Origin of the sequence: Paenibacillus oryzisoli (assembly GCF_050467285.1) — a bacterium.
Classification (GTDB): domain Bacteria; phylum Bacillota; class Bacilli; order Paenibacillales; family NBRC-103111; genus Paenibacillus_E; species Paenibacillus_E oryzisoli_A.
Window position 1 is genome coordinate 386,539 of the sequence record NZ_JBCMUN010000005.1, and the last position, 17,666, is coordinate 404,204.

Sequence of the window (17,666 nt, forward strand, 5' to 3'; positions counted from 1 at the left end):
CTAGTATGTTCTGTCGCAATCGGTAGCATTCAATCTGTGAATCCGTTACAATGAGAAAGAATCAATCCGAATTCGATAAGGATAAGAAGGTGAATCTTGTGGCAGAACAAAACAGTATCTACGGCGGACAGGCCGTCATTGAAGGCGTCATGTTCGCAGGAAAAAACGTGCATGTGACCGCCGTGCGCAAAAAAGACGGTTCACTTGATTTTTTGGAAGTGCCTCGCAAAGACATTCCATGGGTGCAAACGCTCAAAAAAATTCCGCTCATCCGCGGGATCGTCGGGATTATTGAATCCAGCGCCAAGGGGGCGCAGCATTTGAATTTCTCAGCGGAATCGTTTGCCGAACAAGAGAATGAGGACGGTACGGTGCAGAAAGAAGAAAAACAGGGCGTCTTCTCGAACATTTCGATGATTCTCGGCGTGGCCGTGGTCGGGGTGCTTTCCTTTTTATTCGGGAAATTCGTCTTTACACTCGTGCCGGCGGTGATCGAACAGTTTTTGTTCCAGCATGCATTCAGCAATCAATTTCTTCATAACCTCTTAGAAGGTGTTATCAAAATTATTTTGCTGATCGGATATATTTATTTCATCTCGCTTACGCCGATGATCCGCAGACTGTTCCAATACCACGGCGCCGAGCACAAAGTGATTTCCGCCTACGAAGCCGGCGTCGAACTGACTGTCAGCAACGTGCAAAAGTTCAACACGCTGCACTACCGCTGCGGCAGCTCGTTTATCGTATTTACCGTTTTGATCGGCGTCGTGATCTACTCATTCCTGCACTACGACGGCTATGTAGAGCGAATTGTACAGCGGCTGATTCTGCTGCCTGTGGTCATCGGTGTTTCCTATGAAGTATTGCGTTTTACAAACTCGCTGCGCGAAGTGCCAGTTCTGCGCTACCTAGGCTATCCCGGCCTATGGCTGCAGCTTCTGACTACGAAGGAACCGGAGGACAGCCAGGTCGAAGTTTCGATCGCCTCATTCAACCGCATGCGCGAAGCGGAACAACGAATTATGGAGGGACGGGTATGAGACGAAGATTTACACCTGTTGAGATTGCCATCGGCGTGCTCCTTGCGATCGGACTGCTGGTCAGCCTGCGCACCTTGTTCATTCCGATCATCGTGCTCGGCATCATTTTCCTGCTCTACAAGTTTCCACCTTCCAGTTGGAAGAAGGTTCAGGTCCGCCCTGGCCCAGGCAAGGGGAAAAATACGAAAAACGCGAAGTTTCGCGTAATTAATGGGACAAAGGATAACAACAATTCGGACGATTTCCCGAAATACCACTAAGCCGCAAGGCTTTATGGCTTTTTCGGGCGCATGACGAATTTCTCGTAATTTTGTTCGTACATCTCGGCACTCCAGTGGGCAAAATAAGCCTCTGAGGCTTTGTAACCGGACTCGTAAAGCGACATGCTCAGTTCCTTCGACAGGTTGAACTGGGTGTTGCTAATGCCGAGCGTCGGGATCTTGACGGTCCGGAACCGGTTCTTCTGCTCGATATATCGCTCGTCATGCGCACTCAGCATCGTGCTGAACAACGCTTCGAGCATCGTTACAGGCCCCCGTATCGTATGCACGGGGGTCTCGTTTTTACCCACGAGCTGGAAGCCGATGACAGGGAGCGCTTTGTCCCGGGATGTGGCTTCGCTGTCGAAAATCCAGAGCGGAAAGTTACTGAGAAGCCCCCCATCCACGATGTAGTTGAACTGCTCCGCGAACGGCGCTGCCTTCGCGGAGCTTTTGATATGTCGACGAATCCGCACAGGGTCGAAAAAATAAGGGATGCTCGTGCTCATGCGCACGGCCTTTGCAACCGGCAGCTTGCCCGGTTCGATGCCGTACTGTGCAATGTCGTTCGGGAGCACGAGAAGCCTGCCCTGCGTAATATCGGACGCGATAATACGCAGTTGGTTCGGCTTCAAGTCGCCGAAGGTACGGACACCCTTGGCCGCCAATAGCTGCGCGGCCCAGCTTTCCAGCGCCTCCCCGGCGTACAAGCCTTTCTTAAGCAACAGCCGCGCAGCCGGTCCGATAAGCTTCGTATTAAAAATCGGGGAACGCTGCATAAACGACTTGAACGGCGTTCGCAGGATGATTTCCCGCATTTCTTCCCCCGTGTAGCCAGCGGCAAGCAAAGCCGCTACAATCGAGCCAGAGCTTGTACCGGCCACTTGATGAAACGTATAGCCCTGGCTCTGCGCGGCGCTGACCGCTCCGGCGAGCGCGATGCCTTTGACCCCGCCGCCTTCGAACACCCCATTGATTCGCATAACCCGCTCCCTCCCCATCGCCCACTTTGCGCTTCATAGGTATGTATGCGGAGGCAGGTTGTTTGCATGACAAAAAAAGACAGAGATCCGCTCCGCGGTCTCTGCCTTAGCTTTCAGCTTCCAGTTCTTTACGTACTTCCATGAGGTCGTCCATCCGCTGAGGGTTCTGTTTAAAGTACTCCACCAACGTCTCGATACACGTGATGGAATCCCAGCTCAGATGGTGCTCAATGCCTTCTACGTCCTTATATATATTGTCCTCGTGAACACCGATCAGCGTTAAGAAATTTTCAAGCAGCTCATGCCGGTCCATCAGCCGTTTGCCCATTTTCTTCCCTTTTGGCGTTAGAATAAGGCCGCGATATTTCTCATAAATCAAATAATTGTCTTTGTCGAGCTTTTGAATCATTTTCGTAACGGAAGATGGGTGCACCTCTAGCCCCTCAGCAATGTCAGAAACACGAGCGTAGCCTTTCTCATCGATAAGCTTGTATATTCTCTCCAAATAGTCTTCCATACTCGGTGTAGCCATTGCTTGATTTCCCCCTGCTTGCGAATTTCCTTCGAACGTACGGTTGGCTTGTTGCTTTCCTATCATAATGCATCGACCCTTACGCGGTCAAATCTCCCATGGTTCAAGCATTGCAAGAAATCACACACTACTTAGCATATTTAATTAATTTCGGCTTGAAAAAAGGAGACAATTATGGCCATCGATCTGCTGTCCCGTCCTGTCGCACCTGCCCCCAATACGGCCGTATTTGTGCCTGAGCTCGTCTATTTCGAGCCGGATGCGCTCCATTACCCCAAGGGTGAGCAAATTCTTGCTTGGGCCAAAAAGCAAGGTCTCGACATTCATATGACGACATCGCATAATCAAATTCGCGATTTGCCCGGCGAATCCGAACTGGAAAAATACCGGATCGCCAAGCGCACGCTCGTCGTCGGCATTCGTAAGACGTTAAAATTCGAAACGTCCAAGCCATCCGCAGAATATGCTATTCCCATTGCTACGGGCTGTATGGGGCATTGCCATTACTGCTATTTGCAAACGACCATGGGAGCAAAACCTTACATTCGAGTCTATGTGAACATGGACGACATCTTAAATGCCGCACAAGGCTATATCGACGAACGGGCACCGGAAATTACCCGTTTTGAAGCGGCCTGTACGTCCGATCCGGTAGGTTTGGAGCATATTTCAGGCTCCTTGAAGCAGGTCATTGAATTTATGGGCCAGCAGGAGTATGGGCGGCTGCGGTTTGTGACCAAGTACCACCACGTCGAGCCTCTTCTTGACGCCAAACATAACAAGCGTACGAGGTTCCGTTTCAGCGTGAATGCCGACTATGTGATTCGAAATTTTGAACCCGGCACATCCAAGTTTCATGAACGTATTGAAGCCGCAGGCAAAGTGGCCAAAGCGGGCTATCCGCTCGGTTTTATCATTGCACCGATTATTTGGCACGAAGGCTGGGAAGACGGCTACGCGGCGCTTATGGAGAAGCTGTATCATTCTCTCCCTCCTGAGGCGACGGAAGATTTAACGTTCGAAATGATTCAGCACCGTTTTACGAAAACGGCAAAAAACATTATTGCGCAACGATATCCGAAAACGAAATTGGAAATGGATGAAGAAAAGCGAAAATACAAGTGGGGGAAGTACGGAAGAGGCAAATATGTATATCCGGACGATCAGGCCACGGCGTTAAGGGAATTTATCACAGAGCTTATCTTCGATAAATTCCCTCAAGCGAAAATTGAATATTTTACGTAGCCTCGTGCCATTAAAACTTCAAAAAGTCGGGGGTAATCGTGTTCAACCACAAGGTGATTTGCGTCATTTTGCCGGTATACAGCAGGACGGCGATAACAATCATGAGGCCCCCGCCGATTTTCATAATCAAGCTTGAATAACGCAAAATCCATTTTGTAGAACCGATGAAAAAGGAGAGCACGAAGAACGGAATCGCGAAGCCAAGCGAATACGCGGTCGTGAGCTGCGCCCAAGTGCCCGGCTCTGTTGCCGCAAGCGCGAGAATGGCCGATAGAATCGGTCCTACGCACGGCGACCAGCCTGCAGCAAAGCCCATACCGACGAAGACGGAGCCCACGTAGCCGGCAGGACGGAATTTAATGCTAAGCTTACGCTCTTTCATCAGCCATTGCGGTTGAAAGATGCCGAGCAGGAACAGCCCCATGACAAAAATCAAGAGCGCTGCAACTTGTCTTAACAGATCGCGATAATCGATAAAAAAATTGCCGATAAAGCCTGCGGTTAAACCCAGCGCGAAGAAAATAATCGAAAAACCTACAATAAAGCTGAGCGTATGGAGCATCGTTTGCGTTCGGGCCTGTCTGGATGTTTTACCCGATTTCAGCTCACTGACCGAAATGCCCGTTATGTAAGAAAGAAATGAAGGGTACAGCGGCAAACAGCAAGGCGAGATGAACGAAGCGATTCCCGCCCATAAAGCAATCCACATATTTACGGAATCCATGTTATCTACTCAATCCCCGTTTTAGTATAATGCCGAACAAAATCACGATGAGGCTGAGTACAACCGTCCCTCCCGGTGCCAAATCCCAAATACCCGCAATCACTAATCCTGCAATAACAGCAACCTCTGAGAACAGAATCGCCAGAAATACAGAATGTTTGAAACTGCGCGCAATGAGCAAGCTGCATGCGACGGGAATCGTCAGCAACGAAGAGACAAGCAGTGCTCCCACAATCTTGATCGCGACGGAAATCACGAGCGCCGTCAGCATTGTAATCATCATATTATAAAATTTAAGCGGAAGTCCACTTACGCTCGCTGCGTCCTCATCGAAGAACATGAGGAAAAACTCTTTGAAATGAAGCACAATGACGCCGACCACGAGCAGACAGACGATCAGAACAACCCATAGATCACCGTAATCGAGCGTATAAATGCTCCCGAACAGATAGCTCATGACGTTCATATTGAAGCCTTTGCCGAGCGTAAACAGCAGCGTGGCGAGCGCAACGCCGCCTGACATAATAATCGCAATAGACAGCTCTGCGTACGTCTTATAGGCTTTGCGCAGACGTTCAATCGCAAACGACGCAAGCAGGGCGAATACGAGCCCTACACCCACCGGGTACACGTTGATCAGAAAGCCTAACGCGACCCCGGCAATGGAAACATGCGCAAGCGTATCCCCGATCATGGACAAACGTCGCAGGACAAGGAATACACCCATCAGTGGCGCTGTTAAGCCGATTAAAATGCCGCCTAACAAGGCGCGCTGAAAAAAATATTCTGTAAAAATATCCAAAACGCCCGCTCCTTATTGAACCCCGATCATTTCGCGAATTTGATCCAGCGAGTGCGTTAAATTCGTCTCGCGGCAATCCTCGGGATCGTGAGTATGCTTGACATAGAACTTGATGCCTCCGCTGACCTGCTTCGGTTCCGTGCCCAAATACGATTGCATCATATCCATGTCGTGGGAAACCATAATAAAGGTAATATGGTGATGTTGATGCATATGGCGAATCATACGGAAGAAACCGGCTTGCGTCTCGGCGTCGATGCCGACTGTCGGCTCATCCAGAATGAGCAGCTCAGGGTTGTTCACAATCGCCCTGGCGAGAAACGCCCGCTGCTGCTGGCCGCCGGACAGCTGCCCGATGCGACGCTCCGCCAGATCCTCGATGCGCATCGCCAGCATCGCGTCTTCCGCTTTTTGCTGCTCCGCTTTCGTAAGCCTGCGGTAGATGCGCTTTTTGGAGTACATGCCGGAAAGTACGACTTCTCTTACCGTTGCTGGAAACAGCGGATTAAATGCATTTTTTTGCGGGACGTAGCCGATCCGCTCCCAGTCCTTGAAAGCAGAGAGCGGCTTATCGAAAAGCCGGATCTCCCCACTCGTCGGCTTCAGCAGGCCGACCAGCATTTTCAGCAGCGTCGTCTTGCCCGCGCCGTTCGAGCCGATCACGCCGACAAAATCGCGCTCCAGCACATTAAACGCAAGGCGATCAATAACCTTTTTATGATCATAGGCAAAAGATACTTGATCCAGCGTCACAATACTTTGATGGCAAAATAAATTACCGCCTGTTTCCATCGTCTCAATCTCCTTTATTGCAATGCCGTCACGAGATTTTTCAAATTTTTATCCATGATGGAAATATATGTTTCACCGGCTTTTAACTGCTCATCAGTTAAGCCCTCAAGCGGATTCAGGACAAGCGTTTGCGCCCCTGCATCCTTCGCGAGCGTTTTGGCCAGTTTATCGGAGACAAGCTCCTCAAAGAAAATATATTTCAGTCCATGCTCTTTAATGAATGCATTCATTTGCTTTAAATCTTGCGCAGTTGGTTCCGCATCCGGTGAAAGTCCCATCAGCGACATTTGCGTCAACCCGTAATCCCTGCACAGATAAGCAAAGGCATGGTGAGAAACGGCAATTTCTTTTTTGCTTGTTTTGGCCAGTTCTGTTTTATAGCGCGTATCTAGGGCCGTTAACGCTTCTGCATATTTTTGATAGTTTTGCTCATAGACATCTTTGTGGGTCGGATCGGCCGCAATTAAAGCCGTCTTAATATTATTAGCCATTTGTTTCGCATTTAACGGGCTTAGCCATGCGTGCGGATCAAATTGTTCTTTATTTTCATCTATTTTCAGCAAATTTGCCCCTTGGCTGGCTTCAACCACCTTTACCTTCGAGCTCGCAGACAAACTATCAAGAAAATCGCCTACCCATCCCTCAAATCCGGCACCTTGATAGACGAATACTTCCGCATCCGTCATATTTTTAATATCACGGCTTTTGGGTGACCAGTCGTGCGGCTCAACACCTGCCGGAACGAGATTAATGACATTCACATAATCGCCGCCAATTTGCTTCGTAAAATCATAGAGTGGATAAAATGAGGTTACCACATTCACCTTTCCTTCCACTAGCTTTGCTTTGGAAGAGCTTCCGCAAGCCGCAAGGCTGACAAGTAGAAAGACTGCAAAACATATATATAACAGTCGTTTTCCGATCATTTTCATTCGTTTGGTACCCACCGATCTTATTCGTAATTTTTTTTATTAACGAATTTGATTATACGAATACCCTTTGGGTAAGTCAATACATGAAACTCGTAAAATAAAAGGCCCGCTGCGAAAGTTCACAGCATGGCCATTAAATAACAATCAATCATCGGAAGAGCTATCGTCATCCGAGTCTTTTTTGGAAGTGTCGTCCGATGAACCGGATGAATTGTCGCTGGATTTATTGCTGGATTTATCGTTGGATTTATCACTGGTCTTACTGCTTTGCTCTTTCAACTTTTTATACCGCTCTTCCGTCTGCTTGGCCATATTGGCCTCTTGATCCAGCCTATGTTTTAATATTTCATGGTAAATGTCATATTGCTTCTTTAGCTCCTGATCGATGACACTCTGATCTCCAGTGCTCTGCGCTTTCGTTTGCTGCTCCTTCTGCTTCGCAGCTTCTTCCTCTTGTTTGGCTTTGCCCCCAAACAAGGAACAAGCGGATAAAACCATGACCAATAACCCTACCACCGCAAATTTGCCTGCACGATATATTAGCATTGTTCTCACTCCGTGTTCCGTTTTCCTTAGCATGTCCGGGAACGCAAAAGCCCTCTCCCTGTAAATCATGGGAGAGGGCTGCTTTTATTTCACGATGGCGCCGTTCGGCATGCTGTCCGGCACGGTCGCCAACGTCAATTGGTCGCCGTGCGAAGCGGCGAGAATCATGCCTTGGCTCAGCTCGCCGCGCAACTTGGCGGGCTTCAAATTCGTGACGCAAATCACTTTGCGTCCAACCAAGCTTTCGGGCGAGTAGAACTTCGCGATGCCCGAAACGACCTGGCGCAGCTCGTACCCGAGGTCGAGCTGGAGCTTGAGCAGTTTGTCGGCGCCCTTCACAGGCTCCGCCGACACGACTTGCGCAACGCGCAGCTCCACCTTGGCGAAATCGTCAATGCCGATTTCGTCCTTCGGCTCCGGCGCGGCGACAGCCTGACCGGCAGCTGGCGCAGCCGCTGCCGACTTCGTTTCCTCGGCGCTTGGCGCAGCTGCGCCGCCGCCCATAGCCTGGACGATGTAGGCAACTTCGGCCTCCACGTCCAGACGCGGGAACATCGGTTCTCCCTTGAGCACTTTCGTGCCCACAGGGAGATGCCCAAACGTCTGCACGCTTTCCCACGCCGTCAAGCGCGGCAGATCTTCGGCAGCGAGCCCCAGCTGCTGCCAGATTTTCTCCGGCGTCCGCGTCAGGAACGGACGCAGCAGCACCGACGAAATGCGCTGGGATTCCGCCAGCACATACATTACCGAGCCCAGCGTGTCGCGCTTGGCTTCGTCTTTCACCATCGACCACGGCTGCGTCTCGTCGATATACTTGTTCGTGCGGCTGATCAGCTGCCACACGGCAGACAACGCGATGGAAAATTCCATCTTATCCATCGCTTCTTCATACTTGGCAACGGTACTGCTCACCGTTTCCAAAAGCCCAGCGTCAAATTCCGTCGCCCCCGGGATATACGCCGGAATTTGTCCCGCAAAATACTTATCGATCATAACGATCGTCCGATTCAGCAAATTCCCCAGGTCATTCGCCAAGTCATGATTGACCCGCTCCACAAAGCTCTCAGGCGTAAATGTACCGTCCGCCCCGAACGGAACTTCGCGCATCAAATAGTAGCGCAGCGAATCCAAACCATAACGGTCAATGAGCGTCACAGGGTCCACGACATTGCCCTTGGACTTGGACATTTTGCCGTCTTTCATCAGCAGCCAACCATGCGCAAAAACCTTCTTCGGCAACGGCAGATCAAGCGCCATCAGCATAATCGGCCAATAAATCGTATGGAAGCGAACAATTTCCTTGCTCATCAAATGCACGTCAGCCGGCCAATACTTGTTGAAAACCGACTCGTCGTCAGATCCATAGCCAAGCGCTGTAATATAGTTGGAAAGCGCATCGATCCATACATAAATGACATGTTTCGGATCGCCTGGCACCTTAATGCCCCAATCAAACGTCGTCCGCGAAACCGCCAAATCTTCCAGACCCGGCTTAATAAAATTGTTCAACATCTCATTCTTCCGAGATTCAGGCTGAATAAACTCCGGATTTTCTTCATAGTACTGCACCAAACGATCCGCATACTTGCTCATCCGGAAGAAATACGTCTGCTCCTTCATCTTCTCGACAGGGCGTCCGCAATCCGGACATTTGCCGTCAACCAGCTTGCTTTCCAAAAAGAAAGACTCATCGGGAATACAATACCAACCTTCGTACTCTCCGAGATAAATATCACCTTGATCCAACAGCTTCTGAAAAATCTTCGAAACGGCCTGCTTATGCCGATCTTCCGTCGTACGAATGAAATCATCATACGAAATATCCAGCTTCGCCCACAGTTCTTTGATGCCGGCAACAATGTCATCAACAAACTTCTGCGGCGTTGTGCCCTTCTCTTGCGCTTTCCGCTCAATCTTCTGCCCATGCTCATCCGTGCCAGTCAAATAGCGAACATCGTAGCCGCGCAGCCTTTTATAACGGGCCATCGCATCGCCCGCAACCGTAGAGTACGCATGGCCGATATGCAGCTTATCGCTCGGGTAATAGATTGGCGTAGTGATATAAAACGTTTTTTGTTTGTCAGACATCCGAGTAGCCCTCCAGCAACGAATTTTAAAAACACAAAAAGCCCTCATCCTTTTGGGACGAGAGCTTGGCTCACGCGGTACCACCCAGATTCCCCTGTCTTTCGCAAGAGCAGGGCTCAGCAAGTCTTTCGACTTCCCCAATAACGCTGGGACGCGAGACCAGCTCACCCTTCCGAATGGGAAGCGGCTTGAAGGCCTGTTCTCCGGGACCATATTCCACACTTCAACCTATACCGGCTTTCACCTGACCCGGCTCTCTGATCATAGGCACTCCGCATGTACTTATCCGTTCATCGAAGCAAAATATCGTATTAAGCACAATATATCGAAAAGCATCCCCGCATGTCAAGCGGGCGAGTGCCTCAGCTAGCGCAATGCTTTAGTGACCGTAATACTTTAGCGAACGTAATACGCTAGCGAACGCGATGCTTCTGCCCTTGGCGCTTCGTCTAGCTGGAATGGCGCGGCGGAACATGGTCCACGCCGCCAGGGTGAAAAGGATGGCATTTACAGATGCGTTTTACCGCTAGATACGTCCCCTTTGCAGCGCCATGCACCTCAATGGCTTCCAAAGCATATTGCGAACAGGTCGGATAAAACCGGCAAGTCGGCGGCTTGAGCGGCGAAATAAACTTCCGATAAAAATGAATCGGAACCTGGAGCACCTTCTTCATGGTGCAGTCCCTCCCGGTAATCAAAGTAAACCTTGATTCCCTCATCATGCCTCAAAACCCAAACCCGCGTCAAATCATGCCCTAGTTCAGCCCACTTGATGGCACTTAAAAAAGGTCGTATACAAATAAACCGATACCATCTTCCTCACGATGTCCCACATAATTGACGTATTTGTCGTAGTTGCCGCAAATGAAACAGTCCGCCGGGAATTTTGAGGATCCAGCTTCTCCGTAATTTGCGACGCTCTACTTCCCTTAACTTTTGTTCCTCTTTCCCCCTGAACTTCACGATAAAATCGTTGATAGACCGATCTTGAAATCGCATAGATCGTAGAAACCGATTTGCTTTTCACAACAACACTCGGAACTGTTTTCTGCGAATCGCAAACTGCCTTTTGTAAATCAAGGGTGTTGGATACTGTAATTTCCGTCGTCCCTGAAGGCACTATTGAGCCTTCCAGGGCCCCCACCCTTTCAGCACTTTCAATTGTTTCGCTGCTTTCGGTTGTAAGAGACATTTTTTTATTTTTAAGCTTCTTGAAAGCTTCAAGTCTATTGGTTTCCATTTGAAATGCATAGCAAATTTTTTGCATTAACAGCTTCGCACTTCTGTAATTGATTCGAAGTAAGATGGCAAGTGAGTACGCGGAGGCATCGTTGCCGTTTTGAAACAAAGATTGAATGGCACGAAACCAGATGAGCAGCGGCAGCTTTGATTTGTGCATAACTGTACCGGCAGTGATCGAAACTTGCATCCGGCACGCTTTGCACTCCAGAAGTCTTCGAGAACGGATTTGAAATGCTTCATCATGATCGCAGCGCGGACAATGATATCCGTTCGTCCACCGGATTTGAAATAAATAATCTTCACAATCCTTTTCCGTCTGCCAAGACGCCATGTCCTGCGCAATTGCTTGAAGAAGCATGTGCTCACCTCGCCCCTCTTCTCTTGTGTTTCTCTTAAAATGATTGTACCAAACATACGTTCTGTTGTAAATAGGTATTTAGCAATAAATGTTAAAATTCTCCCTTGGCAAGGGGTACTACACTTGCTTTTCCCGAATTCTGAGATAACTACAAGTCAGCAAATTGGCTGGAATCAGCATCAATTCCTGATCCTTCACGGAAAAGAGCAAGCAAAGATGAACTGATGGCAAAGCGGCGTTGGAGAAGTGTGCAGCTAAAAGCTGACCGACGCGACTTGCAGATACCACAGGAGCTAGATAATTAAGAACACTGCTCTCGTAAAGCTGTAAATGTTGTACTCTACCTACTAACCTATTAGCGAAGAACGTTACAAGCCGTCTCTACTTGCTGTGAATACCGTTCTGGAAATACAACATGCTTGGCAGTCTAACTAATACGGCTTGTAGATTCTACAGAATTCGCTAAGCGCAGACATACTTCTCTTAAAAAGCTGTGGGGTTTTACCTGCTATCCTATCAGCGGAAAACGGTGCAGGGTGCTTATACTAGCTATAAATGCTGATTCGGAATTACACACACCTGACATTCCAACTAATACGGTTTGTAGATATCACAGAATTCACTGAAAGGAAAGATGCTACTCTCGAAAATATGCAATAATCTACCTACTAACCTAATTGCAATGAATGTTACAAGCTGCCAATGCTTGCTGTGAATACCGCTCTGAAACACACATGCCTGGTTGCCCGACTAATACGGCTTGCAGATACTACAGAATTTGCTTTTTTGCACAATACAGCCCGGCGAAGTCCCCCATCTTCCTGTGGGAATCGTCAAAATAGCTAGCGTGACAATTAGTTCTAATGGGTTATAATTAGGGATGGCGGGTTTGTTAGCCAGGGCAAGTCGGAATGGTTCAGCCAAGCGGGCTGCACATGATAAATAGGAGATGTGATCGGCATGTTGATTGAGATTTTTCAAGATGTGGTGTGTCCGTGGTGCCGGATCGGCAAGAAGCATTTGATGGATGCGCTTGAACAATTTACGGAAGAGCCTGTTGAGGTGCGATACCGGGCGTTTCAGCTTGATCCGAGTACGCCGCCTGAGGGGGAGCCTTTTCAGGAGATGATGCGCAATAAGTTCCGTGCAGGGCAGGAGCAGATGGATGGGATGTTTCAACAGGTTACGCAGGCCGGGAGAGCGGCGGGGCTTCATTTTGATTTTGCCAAGGTAGGGTTTATGCCGAATACGTTGAAGGCGCATCAGCTTATTGCAATCGTCCCGCAAGACATCAAGCGAGAGCTGGTTGACGCTTTGTTTAAGGCCTATTTTGAAGATGGCCTGGATGTTGGGAATATCGACGTCCTGCTCGACACAGCCGCTTCTCTGGGGATGGATCGCGAAGCGACCGCCGCTCTATTAGATGCGAAGGCAGGACTTGAAGAGGTCGAAACCGATTTTGATTTTGCCCGTCAGGTTGGAGTTACCGGTGTTCCCTTCTTCGTCATTAACCAAAAATATGCACTGACCGGTGCGCAGCCCACGACCACGTTTCTGCAAGCTCTGAAGCAAATCAGCGCAGAACAAGAAGCCTAGACGGGAGCTATCTTCATGAGCCGTTTTCTACATGCGCTGCGTTATTTGCCCACACGGGTTATGGTGATTGTGCTGCCTTTTGCCTTGATGTGTCTGGTTGAGTATCTGGAACGCGGGTCGTACGCGGATTTCCGGCAATGGACAGGGGATCATCCTTTCGCGATGCTGCTCGCCTATTTTGTGACGGGGGCTTTATATTTAGTGCTGATTGCCTTGACGGGCGGGGTGCGTGTGTCGTTTTGGCTGCTTTGCCTTCTGCTAATTCCGCTCGGTGCGATCAGCGGCAGCAAGTTAAAGGCGATCGGCGCCCCGTACTATCCGTGGGACTTGTATTTTCATAATGAAATTATGGAATATGGCCGCTTCATGAAAGGCTATCTTTCCACTTCGATCATTCTGGTTGTTTCGATTTTTGTGATACTTGTTGCCGTTCTGTTTCATTTGATTCTGAGAAAACGACGGCTGCGCTTCCACTTCACGGAGAGAATTGTGTACGGAGTTATTGCGCTTGTTCTGGCTGCGAGCCTTGGTACGGACAAGCCGATTTCGTTCACTAATCTTTACGGCATGTATACGGTTCCTTGGGACCAAACGATTACGTACGAGGATAATGGCTTTGTATACTCTACGGTGCAAATGCTCGGGTTTCTGGACGTCGCCAAACCGGAAGGCTATAGCAAAAAAGCGATCACGTCACTTGTCGATGAGATTCCTGACAAGCCCGCGGCTGGTACTGTTAAGCCCAATATTATTGTGATGCTGGGCGAATCTTTTTTTGATCTAACGGAGATGAAAAACGTGACGTACAGCCGGGACCCGATCGCCCATTTGCATGCACTCTCTACAACGTTCACAAGCGGCAAAATGCTTTCGCCCCAGTTCGGCGGAAGCACGGCGAATGTGGAGTTCGAGGTGTTGTCAGGCAACTCGATGCGATTTTTTGGGAAATCGCCGGATAAAATTATTCCGTACATCGAATATATGAACCACGGCGTGGATTCCTTGGCCAGTATTATGACACGTCAGGGGTATACGGCGACGGCAATTAATCCGTTTTTCAGTTACTTTTTTGACAGCAGAAAGGTCTATAAGCACTTTGGCTTTTCGCGATTCATTGCCAGTGAGTATTTCCCGAACGATTTTGAAGGGCCTAATTATGCAGATCACGCTGTCGTGAATAAAATCACGGAGGAGACAGAGAAAAGTCCTGGACCGGACTTCGTATTTGCGAATACGATGGAAAATCATCATCCGTACCCATCAAACAAATTTACTAAAAATACGATTGCGGTGACAGGCGACATTTCCGCAGAATCCAAGGGAATTCTGGAAACGTATGCACAGGGCATCTCGGCCACGGATGAGGCGCTCCAAGCTTTGGTCGATTACTACAGTAAAAAAGGCGAGCCAACGATTATTTTATTTTTCGGTGATCACTTCCCTTTCTTTGAAGATGATTACAAGGTATACCGCGATGCGAAATATGTACTGCCGAACGATCCCGATCTGTATGTGAAGACGCATTCGACGCCGTTTTTGATTTGGAACAATTTTTTACCGGCGGATCAGGAGAAGCAGAATTTAACGTACAGTCCCTCGTTCCTAGGGCCGCTTCTGCTTCACATGGCGGGTGTCCAGGGCAGTTATTATACGAATTATTTGTATGATCTCTCGCAAAAGATTCCAGTCATTCCGCCGCAGGAGATGTGGGCCAATTACGGTATTCAGGAAAAGGATCTACTGGATTACGAGCGGATGCAGTACGATAATTTGTTTGGCCAGCGGTATGGGTACGCCGCGAAGGGCTACAAAGACACGATTGTCCAGCCGAACTATATCCTCGGCTACGGAGATCCTGTCATTACGAAAATTGAGCCAAGCGAGTCGACGATTAAGGTGACGGGGCTTCGTTTCTTTTCTTCCTGTGAAGTCTACATAGACGGTGTCAACTACAAATCGAATTTCGACGGCACGGATACGCTCTATGTCGATCTGGCTAAAAATCCGAAGCTTGCGCCCGGCGAGGAGCATCAAGTTGAGATTCGGGTGTATGACGATAAAAAAATGAAAATCGGGCAGTCACCGATCTACCCCTTGCCTGCATCATGAGCAAAGCCCCTTGCGAATAGGATGGAAGTATAATCCTATCCGCAGGGGGCTTTTGTGTGGCTTTTTATATTCCGCCGGCTCATGTGCATTTTTTTAGAACGACAACCTCCGAAACGCTGAAGCACCACCATGTGCTGCGTCTGTATACATTCAGCGTCAACGGAACGTCCTATGACCAGCATGTGCATCAGTTTCAAGGCATCTCCGGGATTAAGTACGGCCATTATCATGCTTACTACGGCGTGACTGGCCCTCCAATCGCGCTCCCGAACGGCGGACACATCCATCTCCTGACCGGGACGGTCGAACCCAACTTGTATAATACCCGCCGACACGGTGCATTAGCGAAATCAGCCAAAATGGAAGGCTATATTGCAGAAATTCACCAGCATACGTTTCAGGGGTACTCAACCATCGGGTTTGGCTACGAAACGGAATAACTTCTCAAATTTTGTCCGCTTACAGCTTCTCTATGTGAAAATCCCAATTGAAACGGAACGTATCGCCGGCTTGCAGCGCTAATGCGCCAGATTGTTCGGTCGGATATGCTTCATTAAACACGTTCATGATGCTGGTGTACGGCTCAAGGGAAACGGCATTCGTCCATGGCGCCGTGAACAATACATGGATGGGGAATTTGTCCCCCATGTGAAACACAAGCTTTGTGCCGCGAGCCTCGTAATGCAGCTCGCAGGTTTGATCGCCAGGCTCCATGCTCAGCAGCTGGGAGCCGCCAGGGTAACCCGGCAAGGACGTGACGACCGTGCCTTCCTTCAGCGCGGCGACGAGCGGCGACGGCGACGGACCCGCAGCGGCGAAGCCGCCTTCGGTGAGCGGCCACTCTGCCGCCGCGGGAATCATGACGCGCACGCGGCTCGCTTCGCCGTCCGCGAAGGCAAAATAAGGGTGAAAGCCGAGAGACAGCGGCATCGCTTCGCCGCTGAGGTTGGCAATTTCACCAGTAAGCGACAGCGTGCCGTCCTTCAGGCGGTACGTGAAGCGGAAGCTGGCGGCGTGCGGATAGTACGCCAGCACTTCGGGGTGCTCCGCGATGTTGAACTCCGCGGAGACATACGCCCCGCCAGCCGCGTCCGCTCCGCTGGCGACGACTTTCCACGGCCGCTCGCGCAGCTCACCGTGGGCATGATCAGGCTCCCGGTTGAGCGGGAGCCGGTATTCGCGGCCTTCAAAGGTGAAGGCCGCCTGTTTGACGCGCCCCGGCGGGAACAGAATGGGCACGCCGTAGCGCGAGGATTTGACGCGAAGTTCGGACAGGCTGTCCGGCTTCGCGATATAGCTTTCGTTCCGAACATCGAAGCGGAACAGGTGCAGCCCGACGGCCGGGATAATTTCGGCCGTCGCTTGCGCCGCATGGTCGACGAGCACCAGCGTCGGTTCCCCTTCCCATTCACTATTTATCAGTTCATAGGGATTCATAGATCATTCCTCCTTGCAGGTGTAAGCCTGGATATATGCTTTCTCTGATAATAGTTATAAAGCATCCCCACGCTGAGAACAAGCGTGATCGTCGTCAGGACGCTTCCTTCTGCGCCGAAAGCGCCTCCGGAGACATAGCTGGAACCGATCGGCTCCGCGGTCAGTATGGACGTCAGCGGCATTCCGGATACGTCGAAGCCGAGGACACAGCCTTGGACGAAATTCCAGGACACGTGCAAGCCAATCGGCAGCCACAGACTGCCGGAGTATTCACGGCACAACCCAAAGAGCAAACCGGCCAGCAATAAATTGAGCAGCGGCATTATGGAGCTCCACATGCCCGGATTTTTCGCGTGGAGCAGCGCAAAAACAATCATCGAGATGGCGATCCCCCATCCCGCGCCATACTGCCGCTTCGCGAGACCTTGCAGGTAGCCTCGTGCAAACAGCTCTTCATTGACGGCTACGCCAATGAAGAGGCACAGCCCTCCGATCAGCGCCGGCAACTGATCGCCGTTTCCCGGCAGGCGCGTGAACGCCACGCCGCCGGCCAGCCAAATGCCGAGCGCGCTGAGCCCGATCAGCGCGCTGCCAAGAAGCAAGCCGCCTATGGTTTTACGTAAGGCGCGGTGCGGTTCGAAGCCCAGGCGCCAGCCCCTGCGCTTCTCAAACAGCATCCATGACAGGAGCGTGCCGCCGATAAACCCGGCGATTTGCGCCCATAAGGATGCTTGAGCAAAAAAAACGTCCGCCACGACGTCGGACATCCCGGCACCGGGCATTCTGCGCAGCGTGATCACCGCTGCCGCGACCAACAGCAGCACCGTAATAACCACGATAAATACGAGTGTCAAAACGATTTTGCCCGCCATCACCAGGATCGGCAGCAGCTTTCGTTTCAAGTCGGACACATGCGCCCTCCTTCCCTCTTCCCTCCATGTATTCGCGAGGTGCAGGCCATCTCCTGCCACATCTTGGAT

General features: G+C 50.2%; 18 protein-coding genes. 6 read left to right on the forward strand and 12 right to left on the reverse strand.

Features of this window, described 5'->3' with window-relative positions:
• Window positions 1-149 precede the first annotated feature (149 nt).
• Both ABE504_RS07665 and ABE504_RS07670 read left to right on the forward strand, forming a co-directional pair.
• Complete coding sequence (locus ABE504_RS07665; RefSeq protein ID WP_430087425.1) at window positions 150-1,040, forward strand: DUF1385 domain-containing protein; 891 nt, start codon at window positions 150-152, stop codon at window positions 1,038-1,040.
• Window positions 1,037-1,300, forward strand: a complete 264-nt coding sequence (locus ABE504_RS07670; protein WP_430086642.1) for a hypothetical protein — start codon at window positions 1,037-1,039, stop codon at window positions 1,298-1,300. The genes ABE504_RS07665 and ABE504_RS07670 overlap by 4 nt, the downstream gene beginning before the upstream one ends.
• A gap of 11 nt (window positions 1,301-1,311) precedes the next feature.
• On the opposite strand, the gene ABE504_RS07675 is transcribed toward ABE504_RS07670, so the two are convergent.
• Both ABE504_RS07675 and mntR read right to left on the reverse strand, forming a co-directional pair.
• A complete protein-coding gene (locus ABE504_RS07675; RefSeq protein WP_430086644.1) occupies window positions 1,312-2,283 on the reverse strand; it encodes a patatin-like phospholipase family protein in 972 nt (323 codons plus the stop codon).
• Window positions 2,284-2,389: 106 nt separating this feature from the next.
• A complete protein-coding gene (gene mntR / locus ABE504_RS07680; protein ID WP_430086647.1) occupies window positions 2,390-2,815 on the reverse strand; it encodes a transcriptional regulator MntR in 426 nt (141 codons plus the stop codon).
• Between the two features lie 174 nt (window positions 2,816-2,989).
• Between mntR and splB the strand changes: the two genes are divergently transcribed.
• Entirely contained in the window at window positions 2,990-4,060 is a 1,071-nt protein-coding gene (gene splB / locus ABE504_RS07685; protein WP_430086649.1) for a spore photoproduct lyase, read from the forward strand.
• A gap of 10 nt (window positions 4,061-4,070) precedes the next feature.
• On the opposite strand, the gene ABE504_RS07690 is transcribed toward splB, so the two are convergent.
• From ABE504_RS07690 to ABE504_RS07725, 8 genes are all read right to left on the reverse strand, one after another.
• On the reverse strand, window positions 4,071-4,784 hold the full coding sequence (locus tag ABE504_RS07690; RefSeq protein ID WP_430086652.1) for a cytochrome c biogenesis CcdA family protein: 714 nt from the start codon (window positions 4,782-4,784) through the stop codon (window positions 4,071-4,073).
• Between the two features lies 1 nt (window position 4,785).
• Complete coding sequence (locus tag ABE504_RS07695; protein ID WP_430086655.1) at window positions 4,786-5,586, reverse strand: metal ABC transporter permease; 801 nt, start codon at window positions 5,584-5,586, stop codon at window positions 4,786-4,788.
• A gap of 12 nt (window positions 5,587-5,598) precedes the next feature.
• The gene (locus tag ABE504_RS07700; protein ID WP_430086658.1) at window positions 5,599-6,378 is read right to left on the reverse strand and encodes a metal ABC transporter ATP-binding protein; all 780 of its coding nucleotides are present in this window, start codon (window positions 6,376-6,378) and stop codon (window positions 5,599-5,601) included.
• Window positions 6,379-6,392: 14 nt separating this feature from the next.
• Complete coding sequence (locus ABE504_RS07705; protein WP_430086661.1) at window positions 6,393-7,310, reverse strand: metal ABC transporter substrate-binding protein; 918 nt, start codon at window positions 7,308-7,310, stop codon at window positions 6,393-6,395.
• A 144-nt stretch (window positions 7,311-7,454) separates the two neighbouring features.
• Window positions 7,455-7,856 (reverse strand): hypothetical protein, encoded by a 402-nt coding sequence (locus ABE504_RS07710; protein WP_430086664.1) that lies wholly within the window; start codon window positions 7,854-7,856, stop codon window positions 7,455-7,457.
• An 84-nt stretch (window positions 7,857-7,940) separates the two neighbouring features.
• A complete protein-coding gene (gene metG, locus ABE504_RS07715) occupies window positions 7,941-9,944 on the reverse strand; it encodes a methionine--tRNA ligase (protein WP_430086667.1) in 2,004 nt (667 codons plus the stop codon).
• A gap of 449 nt (window positions 9,945-10,393) precedes the next feature.
• On the reverse strand, window positions 10,394-10,618 hold the full coding sequence (gene yidD, locus ABE504_RS07720; RefSeq protein WP_206438400.1) for a membrane protein insertion efficiency factor YidD: 225 nt from the start codon (window positions 10,616-10,618) through the stop codon (window positions 10,394-10,396).
• A gap of 86 nt (window positions 10,619-10,704) precedes the next feature.
• Window positions 10,705-11,544, reverse strand: a complete 840-nt coding sequence (locus ABE504_RS07725) for a transposase (RefSeq protein WP_430086670.1) — start codon at window positions 11,542-11,544, stop codon at window positions 10,705-10,707.
• 960 nt (window positions 11,545-12,504) lie between these two features.
• On the opposite strand from ABE504_RS07725, the gene ABE504_RS07730 reads away from it, so the two are divergent.
• Genes ABE504_RS07730 through ABE504_RS07740 form a run of 3 tightly spaced genes read left to right on the forward strand, consistent with a single transcriptional unit; the run spans window position 12,505 to window position 15,689 of the window.
• Window positions 12,505-13,140, forward strand: a complete 636-nt coding sequence (locus tag ABE504_RS07730; protein ID WP_430086673.1) for a DsbA family oxidoreductase — start codon at window positions 12,505-12,507, stop codon at window positions 13,138-13,140.
• Window positions 13,141-13,155: 15 nt separating this feature from the next.
• Complete coding sequence (locus tag ABE504_RS07735; RefSeq protein ID WP_430086676.1) at window positions 13,156-15,249, forward strand: LTA synthase family protein; 2,094 nt, start codon at window positions 13,156-13,158, stop codon at window positions 15,247-15,249.
• Window positions 15,250-15,305: 56 nt separating this feature from the next.
• A complete protein-coding gene (locus tag ABE504_RS07740) occupies window positions 15,306-15,689 on the forward strand; it encodes a YmaF family protein (RefSeq protein WP_430086678.1) in 384 nt (127 codons plus the stop codon).
• Window positions 15,690-15,708: 19 nt separating this feature from the next.
• Here ABE504_RS07740 and ABE504_RS07745 read toward each other — a convergent pair whose 3' ends face one another.
• Window positions 15,709-16,686 (reverse strand): aldose 1-epimerase, encoded by a 978-nt coding sequence (locus ABE504_RS07745; RefSeq protein WP_430086681.1) that lies wholly within the window; start codon window positions 16,684-16,686, stop codon window positions 15,709-15,711.
• Window positions 16,683-17,597 carry a CPBP family intramembrane glutamic endopeptidase gene (locus ABE504_RS07750; protein ID WP_430086683.1) on the reverse strand — a complete coding sequence of 305 codons (915 nt, stop codon included), beginning with the start codon at window positions 17,595-17,597 and terminating at the stop codon, window positions 16,683-16,685. The genes ABE504_RS07745 and ABE504_RS07750 overlap by 4 nt, the downstream gene beginning before the upstream one ends.
• Between the last annotated feature and the right edge of the window lie 69 nt (window positions 17,598-17,666).